21 protein-coding genes and 1 tRNA gene are annotated in these 17,164 nt (G+C 53.2%); 19 read left to right on the top strand and 3 right to left on the bottom strand.

All coding sequences use genetic code 11. From position 1 onward, the window contains the following. Positions 1-4 precede the first annotated feature (4 nt). Positions 5-1,450: a glutamate--tRNA ligase gene (gene gltX / locus ADH66_RS08630; protein WP_066533485.1), complete on the bottom strand. Its 1,446-nt coding sequence runs from the start codon at positions 1,448-1,450 to the stop codon at positions 5-7. Between the two features lie 132 nt (positions 1,451-1,582). Beyond that, positions 1,583-2,413 carry a M15 family metallopeptidase gene (locus tag ADH66_RS08635; protein ID WP_207653056.1) on the bottom strand — a complete coding sequence of 277 codons (831 nt, stop codon included), beginning with the start codon at positions 2,411-2,413 and terminating at the stop codon, positions 1,583-1,585. 545 nt (positions 2,414-2,958) lie between these two features. On the opposite strand from ADH66_RS08635, the gene ADH66_RS08640 reads away from it, so the two are divergent. After that, positions 2,959-3,606: a gamma-glutamyl-gamma-aminobutyrate hydrolase family protein gene (locus tag ADH66_RS08640; RefSeq protein WP_066533483.1), complete on the top strand. Its 648-nt coding sequence runs from the start codon at positions 2,959-2,961 to the stop codon at positions 3,604-3,606. 59 nt (positions 3,607-3,665) lie between these two features. Next, positions 3,666-3,749, top strand: a tRNA-Leu gene (locus ADH66_RS08645). Between the two features lie 114 nt (positions 3,750-3,863). On the opposite strand, the gene ADH66_RS19985 is transcribed toward ADH66_RS08645, so the two are convergent. Continuing rightward, entirely contained in the window at positions 3,864-4,010 is a 147-nt protein-coding gene (locus ADH66_RS19985; RefSeq protein ID WP_157130555.1) for a hypothetical protein, read from the bottom strand. Positions 4,011-4,512: 502 nt separating this feature from the next. On the opposite strand from ADH66_RS19985, the gene ADH66_RS20535 reads away from it, so the two are divergent. The 17 genes from ADH66_RS20535 (at position 4,513) to ADH66_RS08720 (ending at position 17,160) form a co-directional block, all read left to right on the top strand. After that, positions 4,513-4,824 carry an ABC transporter permease family protein gene (locus ADH66_RS20535; RefSeq protein WP_201448074.1) on the top strand — a complete coding sequence of 104 codons (312 nt, stop codon included), beginning with the start codon at positions 4,513-4,515 and terminating at the stop codon, positions 4,822-4,824. An 81-nt stretch (positions 4,825-4,905) separates the two neighbouring features. Further along, positions 4,906-5,358 (top strand): hypothetical protein, encoded by a 453-nt coding sequence (locus ADH66_RS08655; protein WP_066533477.1) that lies wholly within the window; start codon positions 4,906-4,908, stop codon positions 5,356-5,358. Between the two features lie 65 nt (positions 5,359-5,423). Continuing rightward, a complete protein-coding gene (locus ADH66_RS20610; protein ID WP_066533476.1) occupies positions 5,424-5,636 on the top strand; it encodes a hypothetical protein in 213 nt (70 codons plus the stop codon). After that, positions 5,615-5,833 (top strand): hypothetical protein, encoded by a 219-nt coding sequence (locus ADH66_RS08665; RefSeq protein WP_088364411.1) that lies wholly within the window; start codon positions 5,615-5,617, stop codon positions 5,831-5,833. The genes ADH66_RS20610 and ADH66_RS08665 overlap by 22 nt, the downstream gene beginning before the upstream one ends. A 234-nt stretch (positions 5,834-6,067) precedes the next feature. Beyond that, positions 6,068-6,265 (top strand): hypothetical protein, encoded by a 198-nt coding sequence (locus tag ADH66_RS20615; RefSeq protein WP_207653057.1) that lies wholly within the window; start codon positions 6,068-6,070, stop codon positions 6,263-6,265. A gap of 626 nt (positions 6,266-6,891) precedes the next feature. Next, a complete protein-coding gene (locus ADH66_RS08670; RefSeq protein WP_066533475.1) occupies positions 6,892-7,434 on the top strand; it encodes a TlpA family protein disulfide reductase in 543 nt (180 codons plus the stop codon). Next, complete coding sequence (locus ADH66_RS20430) at positions 7,424-7,570, top strand: CD1871A family CXXC motif-containing protein (protein WP_169714845.1); 147 nt, start codon at positions 7,424-7,426, stop codon at positions 7,568-7,570. Before ADH66_RS08670 ends, ADH66_RS20430 begins: the two co-directional genes overlap by 11 nt. Next, positions 7,543-8,448 (top strand): 4Fe-4S binding protein, encoded by a 906-nt coding sequence (locus ADH66_RS08675; protein WP_066533474.1) that lies wholly within the window; start codon positions 7,543-7,545, stop codon positions 8,446-8,448. The genes ADH66_RS20430 and ADH66_RS08675 overlap by 28 nt, the downstream gene beginning before the upstream one ends. Positions 8,449-8,683: 235 nt before the next feature. After that, positions 8,684-9,067 (top strand): hypothetical protein, encoded by a 384-nt coding sequence (locus tag ADH66_RS08680; protein WP_066533472.1) that lies wholly within the window; start codon positions 8,684-8,686, stop codon positions 9,065-9,067. A gap of 243 nt (positions 9,068-9,310) precedes the next feature. Next, positions 9,311-11,701 (top strand): hybrid sensor histidine kinase/response regulator, encoded by a 2,391-nt coding sequence (locus tag ADH66_RS08685; RefSeq protein WP_330397723.1) that lies wholly within the window; start codon positions 9,311-9,313, stop codon positions 11,699-11,701. A gap of 44 nt (positions 11,702-11,745) precedes the next feature. Then, on the top strand, positions 11,746-12,999 hold the full coding sequence (locus ADH66_RS08690; RefSeq protein WP_236757220.1) for an ABC transporter substrate-binding protein: 1,254 nt from the start codon (positions 11,746-11,748) through the stop codon (positions 12,997-12,999). Positions 13,000-13,181: 182 nt separating this feature from the next. Next, on the top strand, positions 13,182-14,468 hold the full coding sequence (locus tag ADH66_RS08695; protein WP_066533466.1) for a bifunctional folylpolyglutamate synthase/dihydrofolate synthase: 1,287 nt from the start codon (positions 13,182-13,184) through the stop codon (positions 14,466-14,468). A gap of 139 nt (positions 14,469-14,607) precedes the next feature. Next, positions 14,608-14,925, top strand: a complete 318-nt coding sequence (locus ADH66_RS08700) for an anti-sigma factor antagonist (RefSeq protein WP_066533465.1) — start codon at positions 14,608-14,610, stop codon at positions 14,923-14,925. Continuing rightward, positions 14,925-15,356, top strand: coding sequence for an anti-sigma F factor (spoIIAB, locus tag ADH66_RS08705; RefSeq protein ID WP_066533463.1), 432 nt, complete (start codon positions 14,925-14,927; stop codon positions 15,354-15,356). Before ADH66_RS08700 ends, spoIIAB begins: the two co-directional genes overlap by 1 nt. After that, positions 15,350-16,006: a sigma-70 family RNA polymerase sigma factor gene (locus ADH66_RS08710; RefSeq protein ID WP_066533460.1), complete on the top strand. Its 657-nt coding sequence runs from the start codon at positions 15,350-15,352 to the stop codon at positions 16,004-16,006. The genes spoIIAB and ADH66_RS08710 overlap by 7 nt, the downstream gene beginning before the upstream one ends. A gap of 193 nt (positions 16,007-16,199) precedes the next feature. Next, entirely contained in the window at positions 16,200-16,400 is a 201-nt protein-coding gene (locus ADH66_RS08715) for a DUF1858 domain-containing protein (protein ID WP_066533458.1), read from the top strand. 82 nt (positions 16,401-16,482) lie between these two features. After that, positions 16,483-17,160 (top strand): class I SAM-dependent methyltransferase, encoded by a 678-nt coding sequence (locus tag ADH66_RS08720; protein WP_066533456.1) that lies wholly within the window; start codon positions 16,483-16,485, stop codon positions 17,158-17,160. Positions 17,161-17,164: the final 4 nt, after the last annotated feature.

Below are 17,164 nucleotides of genomic sequence, written 5' to 3' on the forward strand. Positions count from 1 at the left end.
CTTTTCATGCCAGCTTGCTGAGCCCGGCCCTTAGTCTCCTGAGTGCTTCTTCTTTGCCCAGCAGTGTCAGTATTTCCATAGCCCCGCCCGGGGTCACCAAAGTGCCTGCGGCCGCGATGCGCACCGGCCAGAGCAGGGTGCCGTTCTTAACCTCTAGCTTCTGGGCCAAATTTATCATCCCTTCATGGATAGTCTCCAGTTCCCATGCGGATAGCTGTTCCAGTGCTTCTATTGCCGCTTCAAGCATCTTTGGTGAATTCTCAAGGTTTGTTTTGGACTTCTTATTTACGAAAAAGTCTACAGGGTAATCGGGCAGCTCTTTGAAGAAGCCCAAAAGCCCGGGTATCTCATTAAATTTCGTCAGCCGCGCCCGCAGGATAGAGTCCAGGACCTCCCAGGGCTTTTCCTCGTCCCCGAAGACCTCTTTATAAAACGGCATGGCCTGGGCACGGAAGTCTTCACTGCTCATTGCCTTGATATACTCACCGTTGAACCAGTTTAGCTTATCATAGTCAAACACTGCCGGAGATTTACTTATACGGTCAATAGAAAAGCTTTTCACAAGCTCCTCAAGGCTGAAGATTTCCTGGTTATCTTTTGGGGCCCAGCCCAGCAGCGCAATATAGTTGGTGATGACCTCTGGCAGATAGCCGTCCTGTACCAGCCCCTCGAAGCTGGTGGAGCCGTGGCGCTTTGCAAGCTTCGAGGTAGTGCCGTCCTCGTTTCGGCCCATAATGAGCGGAAGATGGATATAAGTGGGCTGCTCCCATCCCAGCGCCTCATACAGCATCTGGTACTTGGGTGTAGACGTTAGGTACTCGCATCCGCGCACCACATGGGTAATGCTCATCAAGTGGTCGTCTATCACATTTGCAAAGTTATATGTGGGATAGCCGTCGGCTTTTATAAGCACCTGATCCTCTATCTCCTTGTTCTCAATGGTGATCTCTCCAAACACCGCGTCCTTAAAGGTGGTGGAGCCGGTAAGCGGCACCTTCTGTCGTATAACATAGGGTGTGCCAGCCTCCAGAAGTCGCTGGACCTCCTCCCGGGGGAGCTCCCGGCAGTGGCGGTCATAACCGCCGAAGCCCTGCTCATGAAGCTGCTCCAGGCGCTCCTTGGTGCAGAAGCAGTAGTATGCCTTGCCCTCCCTGACCAGCTGCTCGGCGTATGGCCTATAGGTTTCCAGCCGCTGGCTCTGTACATACGGTTCATATGGCCCGCCTATATTCGGCCCCTCGTCGTGCTTCAGCCCTACCCGGTCAAGAGTACGGTAGATAACGTCTACCGCGCCCTCCACCAAACGCTCCTGGTCGGTGTCCTCTATCCTCAGAACGAACTGGCCCCCCTGGCTTTTAGCGGTCAGATACGCGTAGAGCCCCGTGCGCAGATTGCCCACATGCATAAACCCTGTGGGGCTGGGCGCAAATCTTGTCCTTACCTTGCTCATGATGTTCCCTCTTTCCACTTCGTTAGCTTTGCCTTTTATAATACAATAAACCGCCGTAATTGGCAAGAAAAAATTTAGCCGCCCGGACAAAATTTTGCCACGGGACGGCTGATTAAGAAGCCTTTGGGTCTTTTATGCGATTCCCTGATCCTTCAGGTACTGGACGTATTCCTCCAGGCACATGTTGAGCTCATTCATTTTTTTGGCGTTCTCAACCCCCACATAGCGGTAATGCCAACTCTCGTTGTCAATGCCGGTAATGTCCACCTTATCTGAGCGGTAGCGCTGCACAAAGCCGTAGTCCTCCGCGTGCTCGCTAAGCCACCGATAGGTTTCTGTCTCCTCAAAAGCGTTGTCAACATCGTTGAGATCCACCACAAAGCCCGTGTGGTGCTCACTGTGTCCCGGGCGGGCAATGGTACGCAAGGCAAGCTCCCTTGCCTCCTCCTCGGACATCCCTTCGCTCATGTGCAGCTCTATATCACGATTTAGGATTATCTCCTGTTCTTCAACGCTGCGGTAGCCTGAGCATATCCAAATGCTAACGCCGTCCTCCTGGGCGTCACGTATCATTGAGCTCAACTGGTCATATACACGGATATCCACAGACTCCTCACCGATAAAGCTGGGAGTGACCTCCCAACCCTCCGGCAGTGGAACTTCGTCGTTTACCAGAACCAGGAACGGATCTGAAAGCTGTTTGAAGCCGCTGTCATTAGACGCCGCCTGTGCCTGTCCGGCCTCCGTTGCCTGCTGTGCTCCGCTCTCCATGCGTATGGGTGTTCCGGCAGTTGGCTGTACCGGCTCGTCTTCATATCCGCCGGCAAAATATAATGATATAATTACCGCAGACATACATACAAGCACAGCGATAATGACCACGACCGCCGCCAAGGTCTCCTTGATTCGTTTTTGCTGCTGCTTTGGGCGGCGGGAGACATTTTCCTGTGATGTCCTCCCCACTGTCCTCTCTGACGGTCTGCGATTGGCTTTGCGTCTTTTGCCGTTGGGTATGTCTCTATACTCACGCGTCCTATTTTCTGTCACTATAATCATCCTCTCTGAGTTATCTTCATAATATTGGGGATGTGGGCCCGGCCGGTAAAAATTGTCCTACTATCCTGTCGATGTTATGAAGAAAATACTTGACAGAAAAAGATTGTTAGATATATAATGCTGTTTCACGACCCTTTCTGTCAACCAAGGTTTAGACGGAAAATGGCTGGAAAAGGTAAGTTTAGTTTCGTGATTTAAGATATTTAAAATATATTATAATGGGTAAAAACCACCAAGTCAACAGATACTCTGTAAACTTTCTGCCATATGGGGAAAATCGTTCTACAGTATACGACACAATACTACAAAGTTCCCTCAATATATTGCAGTTTCCTATTTTTCGCGTGATTAGCTAAGAAAGTTTTAAGAGACAAATAGAAAAAACATTGGTGTGGGGAACGGTAGTTAAGCTCAAAAATTGCTATTTTTATTACATAAGGAGGATTATGTAAATGAAGAAAATCTATATTTATGGAGACAGAGAAAAGCGCCAAAACTATGTAGAGGCCATTGAGGCCTGCGGTGCGCAGGTCCTGGTGTCGTTGGACACACATGAGGCTGAACACTGCGATGCTCTTCTCCTGCCCGGAGGGGCCGATATGGATCCCAGACTCTACGGCGAGGAAAATCTGTGTAGTCATGGAATAGACCTGGCTCTGGACACAACCGAACTGGAGCTGACACAGGCTTTTTCTGATAGCTGCCGGCCAATCCTTGGAATATGCCGTGGTATGCAGGTACTGAATGTAGCTTTTGGCGGTACCCTGATACAGAACCTTCCCACTGCCGCTGCACATCGTTGGGAGGAGGGTATTGGTGATCGTGTACATACAGTCATAGTGTCTAAGGAGAGCTTTCTTTTCAAATTATATGGTAGACGTTTCGCGGTTAACAGTGCCCACCACCAAGGTGTGGGGAGACTTGGTGACAGTTTTCAAATAGCTGCCCGGGCTGAGGAGGGTGGGATAGAGGCTATACAGTCGCCGGTAAAGAAAATTTATGCTGTGCAGTGGCATCCAGAGCGTTTGACATTAAGGCATAAACGCACAGATGCAGTGGAGGGAAAGAAGCTATTTGAATTTTTTTTAGAAAATTTCTAATAATATCTAAATTACCGATTGACAACTCGACAATTAAGTGATATAATAGCATTGTAATTGCGCGAGTGCTGGAACTGGCAGACAGGCACGTTTGAGGTGCGTGTGCCTTTGGCGTACGGGTTCAAGTCCCGTCTCGCGCACCAAATCTAAATAATCCGAACCTGTTTCCAATAGGAGAGATGGGTTCGGATTATTTAGTTTCTTTGGCTGATACAAAAGCATCCATTTCCGCAACGGAGTGGAGCGCAAACCAACCTTTAAGCCGAGAGGCCCATGGAAGAAGTAGACCCCATAACCGCGAACAGGGTGGGCGCAGCCGTTTCTACGGTGCTCCCGCCCTGTTCGTCCTTATTCTCCGTTGTCCTCTTGTTCGTCCGCTTTCCGCTGTTCCTTCCACTCAGCAAACTCTGCTGGCCCTCCTCACCTTCGTCGAAAAACGGCGCAGCTTATCGCCCGGAAATGAAGGCTGTACCTGCTGCTGGTAATCCTACTGGCATGGCTGCTCATATTTCAGTACACGCCTATGGGCGGAGTTCTTATGGCTTTTGAGGATTATTGAATAACAAAGGGGATTTTTGGCAGCGAATGGGTAGGCCTCAAGTATTTTGCTATGTTCTTCAATTCTCCGAATTTTGCCACGCTTTTGTGAAATACTCTCGCTCTGAGCGTCTATTCCCTTATCGTCGGGTTTCCTGTGCTGAGTGTAGTCGGCATAGCTTTCAGAAATATGTACGTCTGATCCGGGGGCTGGCAGGGGGTGGGCTTTGAAAAGGCTCTGCTTATGCAGACCAGCGCCAATATGGCGGTTTCTGAAATCATCTCCACTTATGTCTATAAAGTGGGTATCCAGTGGGGACAGTATAGCTTTGGGCCGTAGGGCTGTTCAAGATCGTGCTGCCTCTTTCTATGCCGATCCTAGCGGTAGCTTTTTTGATGTACGCCGTGGGCTATTGGAACAGCTGGTTTGCCGCCTCAATTTACCTGCGCAGCGAGAGCAAATATCCTCTACAGCTTATCCTGCGGAATATCCTGCTTTCGACAAAGATTTCCGCTAAGACCATGAACCTTGTAGGACCCGAAGCTGTTTATCAGGAGGAAAATGCAGTATATGCTGAAGGTTCCTGTATCGTGCTGGCCACCGCGCCGATGCATATGCTCTATCCCTTTATCCAGAAAAATTTTGTGAAGGGTCACATGATCGGGGCAATCAAGGGATAAGCGCAGCAGGAAAGTCTAACCTTCGTACTTTGGGGAGTGAAAGCTCTGTCAAAATAAAATCAACTGAAAAGGAGTTTTAACATGAAAAGTGAAATCAGCGAGCAGCTTGTATGCCTGCTATTGGCGGGCGGCGGTCGACCCAGGGCACCGGCAGCCACGTTAAGAGCACCGTGTCCGGGGCACAAGCGGGCAGAGAGCCTCCTTCTACGTGCCCAGGGCATCGGCTCGGGCGCGTCCCTGGCGATCTCCAAAGAGTGTAAATATCCTGAAATTACCTTCCGCTTTTTCGACTACATACTCAGCATTGATTATACCCTGAACGACTTTGTTGGCCTGGGAAACTGGGAATATATCACCGAGGACACGGATAAGGAGGCTCAAGCCGGCACGAAAGCTATCGTCGATCTAGTAGAAGAGGACAAAGACAGTTCATACCAGGAGATGTCCGCCGTGAACGATCTGCTCTTCATGCGCCCTGGCTTCATGTGCAAGGATTACGACTACGGCGGGTTCGCTTACGATAGCCGGGCTTGAGGACTAGAACCATAGCAATGCCATCGTGTGTATTCTGGGATACTATACCGACCGCTATGAGGAGTATGCAGGCAAGAAAGTACCCTCTTGGGCCTATCGTATATGAAGCTGAGACATCTCAGGAGCTGGCTCAGCTGAAGACATCCATGAAAGCCTATCTTGACGGCAGTCGTATTGCCTTTATCAACGGCGAAATGAGTCTGGGCGCTGATTGGGACACAAAGGACCACTTCGGCTCTCCGCCTATCCCACTAAGGTGGGCGGTCATATCGAGATAGACAGTGGCGTCGATATCCTTAAAACATGGCGTGAGATAACCGGCAAGTACGGCGTGGGTCTGTTCGCGCACTATTCCGGCACCTTTGAGATAAACGATGTCGAACAGCACCCGGAGTGGTCAGCACTTGATGAAAAGGGGAGAAGCTACAGCGTATCAGACACCAATCCACCCCGGCACTATGCCCAAAAGGCCTGACGGAGGAATAGACTTTTTCGGGACGAATAGTGTCGGCTCCGGCCGGTTTGCGGGACTTTGTATGTCAAACCACGGAAAGCCGAGGGACCTGATGGCCTGGGGTTGGAGTATTGGTTAGCCGAACGTCTGCTTCAATCAGGACAGACTCCATATGCGCGAGCCTATACAGCTCTGCCAGGAGGCGGCCGTTGTGTTCTCCGTCGGAAACGGCATACTGCGCATTATACAAGCGAATTGCAACAAGCAGATCAGCGGTTTTTTGAACTCAGCGCGGCGGTGTTTTTCCTCTCCGTGGTACTGCTCTTTTCCATGCCGAAAGGCGGACCTGCCTCCATCACCGGTAAGGGAGCGCGGCTCCTGCTGATAAATTTCCTGGTCAATGGTTTTACCTCCACTTTGGGAAAGCGGGAAACATGGCGGGAAGCGCTTTGAAATGGTTTCATGCTTATCTCATGTGAAATATTACTGCTCGTTGTATACGGCTTTTTATCGAAAATATATCGGACAAAAAGAGCACTCGGAGGAAACTTCAATTATTCCGATATTCAAACCCCTTTGACACGCAGATTCCTTTTAGCTTTTGCGCTGATATTTGATTATACAACATATTTTTTTGTGAAATCAAGGAAAATGAATTTATATTGAGATTTATAATACCAGATTCTATCATGTGCATAAGCCTTCCGTGTTTTCGTTGCTTTTTGTGTCACACAGTTTCCCTTTTCATATCCAAGATTGTAACATAATATTTGGCTATACGCCGAAGGCAGGAGCCGGAAATTTTCGGCTTTCTTCCCTGTTTCTAGAGGGGAGAAGGAAGAACATTATTTTGCGATCAAGATTTGCGCCGCAAAGTAAGGAAAAAGGTTTTACGGGAACATAGAAAAAGTAAAAATGTCAGAGGACTTTCCCCGCAAGGGCTGTACGCTGTGTTGTTGACGCATTCCGAGACCGATCGGTTTTTCGCTTGCAATTTGCCGTATATGGTGTATAATGTTAAAATATGGGGTGTTCTTTCAAAGATTTATCCCCCAAAACTAAGGAAAGAGGTTCTCAGCATGAAAAGCAAGAAAGCAGTTTTGATACTTCTGACCCTCCTTATGGTTACAGCCCTTATTCTTACCGGCTGCTCTCAGGCCAGAGGAGAGTACGGCTCGTTTACTGCCGACACTCTGGACGGCGGCACGTTTAAGGGCGGAGACATAGCGGCAAAGGACCTGACCGTCATAAACTTTTGGGGCACCTTTTGCTCCCCTTGCATTGCCGAGATGCCGGACCTTGCGGCCTTTGAAAAGTCCTTGCCGGACAATGTGCAGCTTATCACAATCTGTGTGGACGCCCAGGGAAACGAGGAGACTGCCAGATACCTGCTGGACCAGGCGGGTTATACCGGCATAACGCTTACTGCCGGTGACGAGAGCTTCAACAGTATTCTCAACGGCATACAGGCTGTGCCTACTACCGTATTTGTGGGACCTGACGGAAGTCAGATAGGGGAGGAGATCATCGGTATGCAGCCGGACCTGGAGAGCGCCTACCTGTCGGCCATAAACTCGTGCCTGAAGGAGTTGGGAAAGGGTGAGATAAGCATTGAAAAGTAAAGCTTTCACGGCTGTCAGGTACGGCCTGCTCGCCCTGGCAATAGCGTTTATCGTCATAGGCCTTTTGGGTCGGGAGCATATCGAGGTTTTGCAAAAGGCGGTGAAAATATGCCTGGAATGCATAGGTATAGGCTAAGAAGCTTTAAGCTCAGCTTTCAGCGTAAGGTACAGCTCATCTCCGCCGTGCTGATAAACGGATACGCGGTGGGCTTTGCCAAGGGGAAAATCTTCACCGGCGGCACCAAAGCCGTCTGCGTGCCCGTGCTCAACTGCTACTCCTGCCCGGGAGCCCTGGGGGCTTGTCCCATCGGCTCCCTCCAGGCCGTTTTGGGCGGTGCGAGCCATCGGTTCCCCTTCTATGTGCTGGGCCTGTTAATGCTCTTTGGGGTGGTGCTGGGACGGTTGGTGTGCGGGTTGTTGTGCCCGTTTGGGCTTGTGCAGGAGCTGCTGCACAAGATACCTTCGCCAAAGCTCAAGGTACCGAAGAAAATTGACCGGCCCCTACGCTGGTTAAAGTATATAGTCCTGACGGTCATGGTTATACTGCTCCCGGCCTTTGCTGTCACTGACACCGGCGTGACCCCGCCATACTTCTGCAAATACCTCTGCCCGGCAGGCACCTTGGGCGGGGGCATACCTCTTTTGACGGCAAACCCGTCTCTAAGGGCGCTGGCAGGCGCGTTGTTCAGCTGGAAGGCGCTGGTGCTGGCGCTGATACTGCTGGCGTGTGTGTTTATACCCCGGGCCTTCTGTCGGTACCTTTGTCCGTTAGGAGCCTTCTACTCGCTGTTTAACCGCTTTGGCTTTTACCAGATGAAGTTGGACAGGGATAAGTGCGTGGGCTGCAAAAAATGTGAGCGGGTATGTCCCATGGCGGTGGAGGTCACCAAGGATATCAACAGCGGGGAGTGCCTCCGCTGCGGGAGGTGCCGGGAAATTTGTCCCACGAAGGCCATCAGTTCAAGGGTGGACATTGACCGGAGGCAGCCGTCCCAAAAACCTGAAAAGATGTGATGGAATGTGACCGGGGAGGGCTTTCGCTGGGGATTTTATCTTTGTCAGTGCCAAAACACCGATGCTTCCCGACTTTGCGCCCACAATATGGGCACACGCTCCAGTGTCTGTTTCTTGGTCCGCTGTACTTGCCGGTGGTGGCCATACCCAGCGCGGGGGAAAATGGAAGGGGAAACAGGGGTATTAGGTTTCATTTTGGTGACAGCGATTCCTTTCCAAACCGCTTGCCCTCCATATGATTGATAAATATAGACGGCACTTTGCAAAGCTGCAGAGTGCCGTTAAATTTTGCGCCTTAAAACAAAAAAACGGAATAAAAGCAAGGGACCTTCTGTCCAATTCGATTTACTGCAAGGCAGATGAAATATCTTTCGATTATTTCTACCAGAAAAACAGGAATATCTGCTCCGATGAAGAAGATTTTGATGCCTTTCATGGGATCATGGCATATAATATAGGACTGACCAAGAAAGGCTGGAGGAGGAAGAAAGCATATTTACTGAACCGAACTTTGTTCGGGTATGTGCGGACAAGCCAGGGTTTAAATGCGGCTGTCCAAAAAGGCGGGAGAAAGAAAAATGCGGCTTCAAATGTATTGACATCAACCAAAAGAAAATAGTATAATAAAATGTAATATAGCCGCCGGAATTTTTCTTTTGGCGCGAAAGGCTGTCACAGATAATAGGGAAGGGGGAGTGCGTCAATGAACGAAAAGGGAAGGGCACGAAAAAAAGCGGGCGGATTCCCCTTGCTCCTCGCAATTATAGTGATTTTCGGGATCTTTGGCGCGATAGTTTTTTCGGTTTCACAGAAAATCTCCAGGGAAATGTCCGAATCTGCCATTCAGAACCTTAGCGAGAGCTTGGATCTGATACAGAGCACCATCGAAGCCATTCTCCAAAGCGAGGCGGAGTTCCAGAAAACGATTGCCAAGGAGATTGGTCGGGCATCGGACCCGGAGGCGTATATCCGCACATGTGAAAGAAATGATTTCGTTGCGAAAATGTCGTTTATCCTCTCCGGCCATACTGAGGGAGTCTCCAACAACGGAGAGCGGTTTACCGAGGAGGGCATAGACTTCTCCGCGGGCGGGACAGTAGCCGGCCTGCCGGTTTCCCAGTCCTATGTGAATCACATGGGTACCTGGTCTTATACCATGAAATGCCCGGTGGAGCGGAATGGGCAGAGCATCGGTACCCTTTATATAGAGTATGTCTATGACTATATCGATCAGTCCCTCCCAGATGGGTTTTACAACAAGCAGGCGTCGCTGTATATTATGGACTCAAAGAGCCAGCGCTTTGTCTTAAAGCCCAAGGGCATGGGGATGCGAAGCGCCGGGCATCTGAACCTGACGGATTTTTATCGGGCGAATAGTATTCAGGAGGCGGATATAAAGGCGGAGGTGGAGGACTGCCTTCTCAACGGGCGCAATGTCCTGTTCTATCATGACATCCGTCAGGTGGACGCTCTGAACTATATGTGGGCGGTGAACGGCGGCACCATTTTTCTGGTGGGCTATGTCCCTGTGGAGGCCATTCAGCAGGAGGGGAGGACAGTCAACCATAATATAGCCACTGTTGTAATCTCTCTGCTGGCGGCGTTCTCGCTGTGCATTGTCGTATACTATCTAAACTGGCGGCAGCAGGATAAGGTCCGCCAAGAGCGGGAGGCCGAGCGGAGACTCCATGCCCAGCAGCTATCTGAGGCTCTTCGGGCCGCCCAGATAGCCAGCGAGTCCAAGACCACCTTCCTTTCAAATATGTCCCACGATATCCGAACGCCCATGAACGCTGTGCTGGGATTTACCACACTGCTTGCCAGGGACGCGGAGGACCCGGCCAAGGTGCGGGAATATACAAAGAAGATTACCGCCTCCGGCCAGCACCTTTTAAGCCTTATCAATGACGTTCTGGACGTTTCAAAAATCGAGAGCGGAAAAGTCGTGCTGAACCCGGAAAGGTTCGCCCTTAACGACGTGATCTCCTCGGTGGACGCCATTATCCAGCCTATGGCAAAGGCCAAGGGACAGGAATTTCACCAGGAGATGACAGGCCTCCGGCATGAATACCTGGTTGGGGACGAGACCCGGATAAACCAGATACTTATCAATCTCCTTTCCAACGCCGTCAAGTACACCCCGGAGGGCGGAAAGATCTGGCTTCGCATCATTGGGCTTGGGCAGAGGTCCAGTCAGTATGAGCATATCTGCATTGAGGTGGAGGATACCGGCTATGGTATGACGCCGGAGTATTTGGAGACCATTTTCGATGCCTTCACCCGGGCGGAGAACAGTACGACCAATAAGGTGCAGGGCACGGGCCTTGGTATGGCCATCACTAAGAGCATTGTCGAGCTTATGGGCGGAACCATAGAGGTCACGAGCCAAGTCGATAAGGGCTCCCTTTTCCGGGTGGAACTGGAGCTTCGTATCCTGGAGGAGACGGCGGACCGGCAGTTCTGGGAGCAGCGGGGCATTTCGTGCATTTTGGCTGTGGGCGGAGACACGGAAAGCAGGGAGAATATACTGGCGCTTATGGGAAATACAGGCGTCCGGGTGGACACCGCCGCCACAGCGAAGGAGGCTCACAATACCGAAAATTGCCAGCTGGCACTGTTGGACTGGGAGACCGGGGGCATGCCCGAGGCCAGGGCCCTTCGCGCCGTACTCCCGGAGGGCGTCCTCCTCCTGCTTCTGGCAGAGTATGACGCTGAAGGCCTGGAGGAGGCCTTGCGGCTTGGCTCCATAGACACCCTCACCAAGCCCTTCTTTGCTTCGGCCCTTCGCGTTAAGATACAGGAGCTGCAAAAGTCAGAGCCTCAGAGCCCGGAGAAAGGTTATACTCTGGACGGTATGCGTTTCCTGGCCGCTGAGGACAATGAGATAAACGCAGAAATTCTTACGGAGCTTCTGGAACTGGAGGGGGCTGCTTGTGAGATTGCGGAAAACGGCCTTCTGGCGCTTGAGCGTTTCCGAAGCTCTGAAAAGGGCGAGTTCGACGCGATTCTGATGGATGTCCAGATGCCTGTGATGAACGGCCACGAGGCCGCCCGGGCTATTCGCGCTCTTGACAGGGAGGAGGCTGGCGGCATTCCTATTATTGCCATGACGGCAAACGCCTTTGCTGAGGACGAAAAGGCCGCTTTGGATGCCGGAATGGACGCACACGTGCCGAAGCCTCTGGATATAGAGGCGCTGAAGAAGGTTATCCGACAGCTTAAACAGCGAAAGGAAGGTTTGGATCAAATATGAAAAAGCGCGGGTTCATTTCTTTATGTCTGTCAGCGTTTGTTGTCATGACAATAGTCTCCTGCGGCCAAGAGGATTCAAGGAACCTAGTTAAGAAGAATACGCCGACGGAGGAGCGGGTGGTAGACCTGTTCAGCCCCATGGAAAAGACCAACCCTGATGCTGAGAACGTAGCCCGAACTGCGGCGGATCTGACGGTGGCTATGGCCGAGGAGGAGCTGGGAGTAAATGTCGCCTACTGGACCTATACAGCAGAAAATTACCAGGATCGCACCTATGACGAGGTGGCCCTGGACCGGGCGAGGAACAATATGGACGATCTGTATCTGCTGAACCCTAACGTTATTTTGACCTTGGGAGCGGAGGGTAAGCTTCGGGACCTGTCCGGGCTGGACAGCGCAAAAAATCTGAGGGACATTATCCGCGTCGCCAACACGGTGGACGGCAAGCTGGTGGCCATTCCCCAGGAGGTGGTGGCCTATGGCCTGTTTGTGAATATGGATATTTTCAAGAAGTACAGCCTGGAACTGCCGAACACGCCGGAGGAGTTTTTGGAGTGCTGTCGGGTGCTTAAGGAGAACGGCATCGAGACTCCGGTGGGCGCGAACCGCTGGTGGCTGGAGACCTTCGTCTTTGCCCAGGCCTATGCGGACCTCTATAACGGAGGTAATACTGAGGCGGAAATTGCCGACCTCAACAGCGGCAGGGCGCGGTACAGCGACTATATGCGTCCGGGCTTCGAGTTTCTCAAGACCCTTATTGATAAGGACTATATAGACGCGGAAAAGGCGCTTATAAGCGAAGCCATAGAGGGAGAGGGCGCGGATTTCCTTTCTGGAAAGACCCCAATAGTCATGGCCTACTGGGGAGCGGCCAACACCAAGACCGCCTATGGCGAGACTGATTTTGAGATGCAGGTCATAGGATTCCCCAGCAGCCGGGGCCAGATGCCTGTTATACCCATGACCGGCTGGGCGGTGGGCGCCGAAGCGGAGCATACCGAGGACGCCCTGCTGGTGATGGACGTTATGATGTCCGACGAAGCGCTGCAGCTCTTTGCCGAGACCAACCGGGTCATCTCACCCTCCAAGAATGTGAAGGTGGAATGTGTCCCTGCACTCCGCTCTCTTAACGACCGCATTGAAGAAGGGGTCTATGTGTTGGGCTCCAACGCCGAGATGGACGTGGAGCAGTGGGGCAATACCTGCCTTATAGTGCGGGACCTGCTGGCCGGCGCGTCGGTGGACGAGTGCATGGTAGCCTTTGACGCTCTGCAGGACGAAGCCCTGGGCAAAAAATGAAAATCAAGGGGCGGTATATCTATAAACTTAATCCATGTGATGATTCCCCGATGGACCGCGACAAATTACCACACCGCTCCTAACCTCCGGAACCCGATCGAAATGTCAAGGGAAGGGTACAAAATAGTGTTATACAAAAATTTATCAGGTATTTAAATTATTGCAGAAACGAGGGATTACCGATGACATATCAGGAGGCCGTGGAAAAGATAGATTCAAGGCTGCTTTTCGGTATGAAGCCAGGGCTCGAGCGTATGCGTGCCCTTATGGATGAGTTGGGAGGGCCCCAGGAGAAGGTGGAGTTTGTGCATATCTGCGGCACCAACGGTAAGGGCTCCGTCTGCGCCCTGGTCTCAAGCGTCCTAAAAGAGAGCGGTTATAAGACCGGCCTTAACATTTCGCCATATGTGCTGAACTTCCGGGAACGCTTTCAGATAGACGGCCAGATGATCACCGAGGAGGAGCTGGCGGGGGAGATGGACGTAATCTGGCCCGCAGTAGAGCGGCTGGACGCCCGGAATATCGTGATATCCGAATTCGAGCTGGTGACGGCCATAGCTCTGCACTGGTTCGCAAAGAAAGGCTGCGACATAGCGGTACTTGAGGTGGGTATGGGCGGCCTGCATGACGCTACCAATGTGATACCCACCCCGGCGGCAGCGGCAGTCATGTCCATCTCCCTGGACCATACCGCATGGCTAGGGGACACGGTGGAGCAGATAGCCCTGGAGAAGTCCGGCATAATAAAGCGCAACGGCCGGGTGGTGCTCTACCCGGAGCAGCAGTACGGGGTAACGGAAATAATTGAGGGAGTCTGTGCCGAGCGGGGGGCAGAGCTCCACATACCTGACATACGCCAGACACAGGTGTGGACAGAGGGCGTCGACGGCACGGATTTTGTGATGGGCGGTATTAAGCTGCACACGCCTTTTATGGGCTGGCACCAGATAAATAACGCCGCCGTGGCGTTGGAGCTTGTGAAGGTGCTGCGGGAGCAGGGCTTTAATATTTCGGAGGAGAATTTGGCGGTGGGCTTTAAAAAGGCCTTTATCCCCGCCCGGATGGAGCTCCTGTCCGAGCGCCCCCTCTGCCTGCTGGACGGCGGACACAACCCCGGCTGCGCCCTGGCGCTGAGGGGGGTCCTGGAGCGCTATGTGCCGGAGCGCAAGGTGGCCATAATGGGCATGATGGCCGATAAGGACAGCGCCGCCGCCCTTGAGATACTGGGGCCCATGTTCAGTAAGGTGATTACGGTAAGGCCCGATAACCCCCGCTCTCTCAGCGCGGAGGACCTGGCGGCGACCGCTGCCCGCTTCTGCCCTGAGGCGGTCCCAGTGGGCAGCTGCCGGGAGGCGCTGGACATGGCCCTGGAGGATGTCTCTGACAGGGAGGCGCTGATAGCCTGCGGCTCCTTCTATCTGGCCGGGGAGCTCAGGCCCCTTCTGCTGGAAAAATTTCCGGCAAGGTGACAGACTTTAACAAAAAGCGCGGCGCGCGCCGTGTAGAATAAGCTTGAAAAGCCCCAGCGAAAACCAGCTTTTTGCCGGGACTTTCTCTTTAGCGGAACACATATCATGTGAATCATAATTAAAGAAAGGAAGTATAAATATGAGCGTCCAGATAAGCTATAAGGAAGGGGTAATGACTGCAAAGCTCTCCGGGGAGATAGACCACCACAACGCCCGGGAGATGCGCGAGGCCATCGACGACACCGCCCAGAAGCTGAAGCCCTACTGTCTGCGGCTGGACTTCAGCCGGGTGCCCTTTATGGACAGCTCCGGGGTGGGGCTGATACTGGGGCGGGTGCGTATGTGCAATTTCTGGCGGGGCAGGGTGGTCCTCTGCGGCCTGTCGCAAAACCTAAACAAGATGGTGGAGCTCTCCGGCATAGCCAGCGTGGCTGCCATAGAGAGGAGGGCCGGCTGATGAAGCCCATAAACCAGACACAGATAAGCTTTTCATCGAATTCCGTGAACGAGGGTTACGCCAGAGCGGCGGTGGCGGCCTTCCTCTCCCAGCTGGACCCAACGGTGGCGGACCTGTCGGATGTCCGCACGGCGGTCTCCGAGGCCGTCACCAACGCCATCGTGCATGGCTATAGGGACAGGCTTGGCACAGTGTACATAAGCGTGAAGATATATGAGGACGGACATGCCCAGGTGCGGGTGCGGGACAAGGGCTGCGGCATCCCGGACGTGAAGCAGGCCATGGAACCCCTTTTTACCACCGGCGGCGAGGAGCGGGCAGGGCTGGGCTTTGCCGTCATGCAGAGCTTCTGCGACAGCGTGCGGGTGAGTTCCACCGTGGGTAAGGGCACCAGCGTGACCCTTATAAAGCGTTTTACACCCAAATGCTGAAGGAGGACAACCCCCTGGTCACCGAGAACATGGGCCTTGTGCACCTGTGCGCCCGGCGGTTTGTTGGCCGTGGGATAGACTATGAGGACATGGTCCAAGCCGGATCCCTGGGGCTTGTGAAGGCCGCGAGGAACTTTGATCCGGGGCGGGGGCTTCGGTTCTCCACCTACGCCGTGCCGGTGATATTGGGAGAGATACGGCGGCTGTTTCGGGACGGCGGGGCCATGCGGGTCTCAAGGGGCCTTCGGGAGCTGGCCCAGCAGGCCCAGAGGATCTCCGAGGGGCTGGAGGCCGGGCTTGGCCGTGCGCCCACCGTTGGGGAGATAGCGGATAAGCTGGGGGTTACCCCACAGCGTGCGGCGCTGGCTCTGGGGGCCCTGAGACGGCCCATGTCCCTGACCGGCGGGGAGGAGGGGGAGCAGCTGGAGATACCAGTAGAGGCCTCGGAGGAGCAGACGGCGGAGCGGCTGACCCTTTACGCCATTATTGAGAGGATGGAAGTGAAGGACAGAGAGCTTATCCGATGCAGGTACTTCAAGGGCATGACCCAGGCCAAGACCGCCGAGGAGCTGGGAATGACGCAGGTGCAGGTGAGCCGCAGGGAGAAGAAGCTGCTGGCGTATATGCGGCAGGAGTTTGGTGACGGCTAGGTGCGCGGTCAAGGGGCGTTAGGCCCTTTGCGGGGCTTGGGGCGGCGCCCCAAGGTCTCGAGAGAGCGAGGCGCGAAAAACAAACTACACCAATTTAGTATATTTTCCCTTTTTAGGTCTTGCATATTTCCGGCAAAAATAGTATAATAACAAAAAGAGAAGGCGAATAAGCCGGAATATGGAGGAACAAAAAATGGCATCTATAACCAAAGACACTATTATCGGCGAGATTTTGGATCTGGACGAGACCACAGCCCCCTTCTTCCTGGAGATGGGTATGCACTGCCTGGGCTGCCCCTCTGCCCGGGGCGAGACCCTGGAGCAGGCCTGCGCCGTCCACGGCGTGGACCCGGAGGAGCTGGTAAGCAAGATCAACGCACATCTGAGCAAGTAAGCGGGAGAGCGACGAAAGGCAGCCGCGCGGCTAGGGGAGACCCGCAGCTTCGCGGCGGCTTCGTTTATTGGAGAGTACAGCGATGAAGGAACCCTTTTCCCTGGGCCCGAGGCTCAGCCTGTGCGCCCGGCTTCTGCGCCCGGGCAGACCCATGGCGGATATCGGCACGGACCACGGCTATCTGCCCATCTGGCTTTTAAGGACCGGTGCGGCCCCAAGAGCCATAGCCTGCGATATAAACCCCGGCCCACTGGAGGCAGCAAGAAAGCACGCGGAGATGTATGGGGTGAAACTGAGATTGGTCCTCTCGGACGGCCTTTCGGCCATATCGCCGGAGGACGCGGAGGATATAGTTATAGCGGGCATGGGCGGGGAGCTCATTCTGCGTATAATCGACGGCGCGCCCTGGGTCAAATGTACAGATAAGAATATAGTATTGCAGCCCATGAGCGCCGCAGACAAGCTTCGGATTGGATTGTGGGAGCGGGGTTTTAATGTGCAGAAGGAGCTGGCGGCTATGGAGAACGGTAAGGTCTACTCGGCATTTTCTGTGCGGTATAAGGGAGAGCTGGGGGAGATGGGCAGTATCTACCCATATATGGGCAGGCTGGAGTCTGGCACCAGCGAAGTATCTGCATATGCAAAAAAGACCCTGCGGGGCATTAAAAACTCCCTGCAGGGCGCGGAGCACAACGACAATTCCGAGGAGGCCCGGCGGCTTCGGGAAGTGGTAGAGGGGATAGAGAGGGAATACCTATAATAAG

Source organism: Acutalibacter muris, from assembly GCF_002201475.1.
Lineage (GTDB): Bacteria > Bacillota > Clostridia > Oscillospirales > Acutalibacteraceae > Acutalibacter > Acutalibacter muris.

Coding starts and splice junctions, on each gene's coding strand:
- ADH66_RS08715 (WP_066533458.1), top strand. CDS start 16,200: ATGGCATCTATAACCAAAGACACTATTATCGGCGAGATTTTGGATCTG.
- ADH66_RS08640 (WP_066533483.1), top strand. CDS start 2,959: ATGAAGAAAATCTATATTTATGGAGACAGAGAAAAGCGCCAAAACTAT.
- ADH66_RS08700 (WP_066533465.1), top strand. CDS start 14,608: ATGAGCGTCCAGATAAGCTATAAGGAAGGGGTAATGACTGCAAAGCTC.
- ADH66_RS08655 (WP_066533477.1), top strand. CDS start 4,906: ATGAAAAGTGAAATCAGCGAGCAGCTTGTATGCCTGCTATTGGCGGGC.
- ADH66_RS08690 (WP_236757220.1), top strand. CDS start 11,746: ATGACAATAGTCTCCTGCGGCCAAGAGGATTCAAGGAACCTAGTTAAG.
- ADH66_RS08720 (WP_066533456.1), top strand. CDS start 16,483: ATGAAGGAACCCTTTTCCCTGGGCCCGAGGCTCAGCCTGTGCGCCCGG.
- ADH66_RS08695 (WP_066533466.1), top strand. CDS start 13,182: ATGACATATCAGGAGGCCGTGGAAAAGATAGATTCAAGGCTGCTTTTC.
- ADH66_RS20610 (WP_066533476.1), top strand. CDS start 5,424: ATGCAGGCAAGAAAGTACCCTCTTGGGCCTATCGTATATGAAGCTGAG.
- ADH66_RS20535 (WP_201448074.1), top strand. CDS start 4,513: ATGCCGATCCTAGCGGTAGCTTTTTTGATGTACGCCGTGGGCTATTGG.
- ADH66_RS08680 (WP_066533472.1), top strand. CDS start 8,684: ATGATTGATAAATATAGACGGCACTTTGCAAAGCTGCAGAGTGCCGTT.
- spoIIAB (WP_066533463.1), top strand. CDS start 14,925: ATGAAGCCCATAAACCAGACACAGATAAGCTTTTCATCGAATTCCGTG.
- ADH66_RS08670 (WP_066533475.1), top strand. CDS start 6,892: ATGAAAAGCAAGAAAGCAGTTTTGATACTTCTGACCCTCCTTATGGTT.
- ADH66_RS08710 (WP_066533460.1), top strand. CDS start 15,350: ATGCTGAAGGAGGACAACCCCCTGGTCACCGAGAACATGGGCCTTGTG.
- gltX (WP_066533485.1), bottom strand. CDS start 1,450: ATGAGCAAGGTAAGGACAAGATTTGCGCCCAGCCCCACAGGGTTTATG.
- ADH66_RS08675 (WP_066533474.1), top strand. CDS start 7,543: ATGCCTGGAATGCATAGGTATAGGCTAAGAAGCTTTAAGCTCAGCTTT.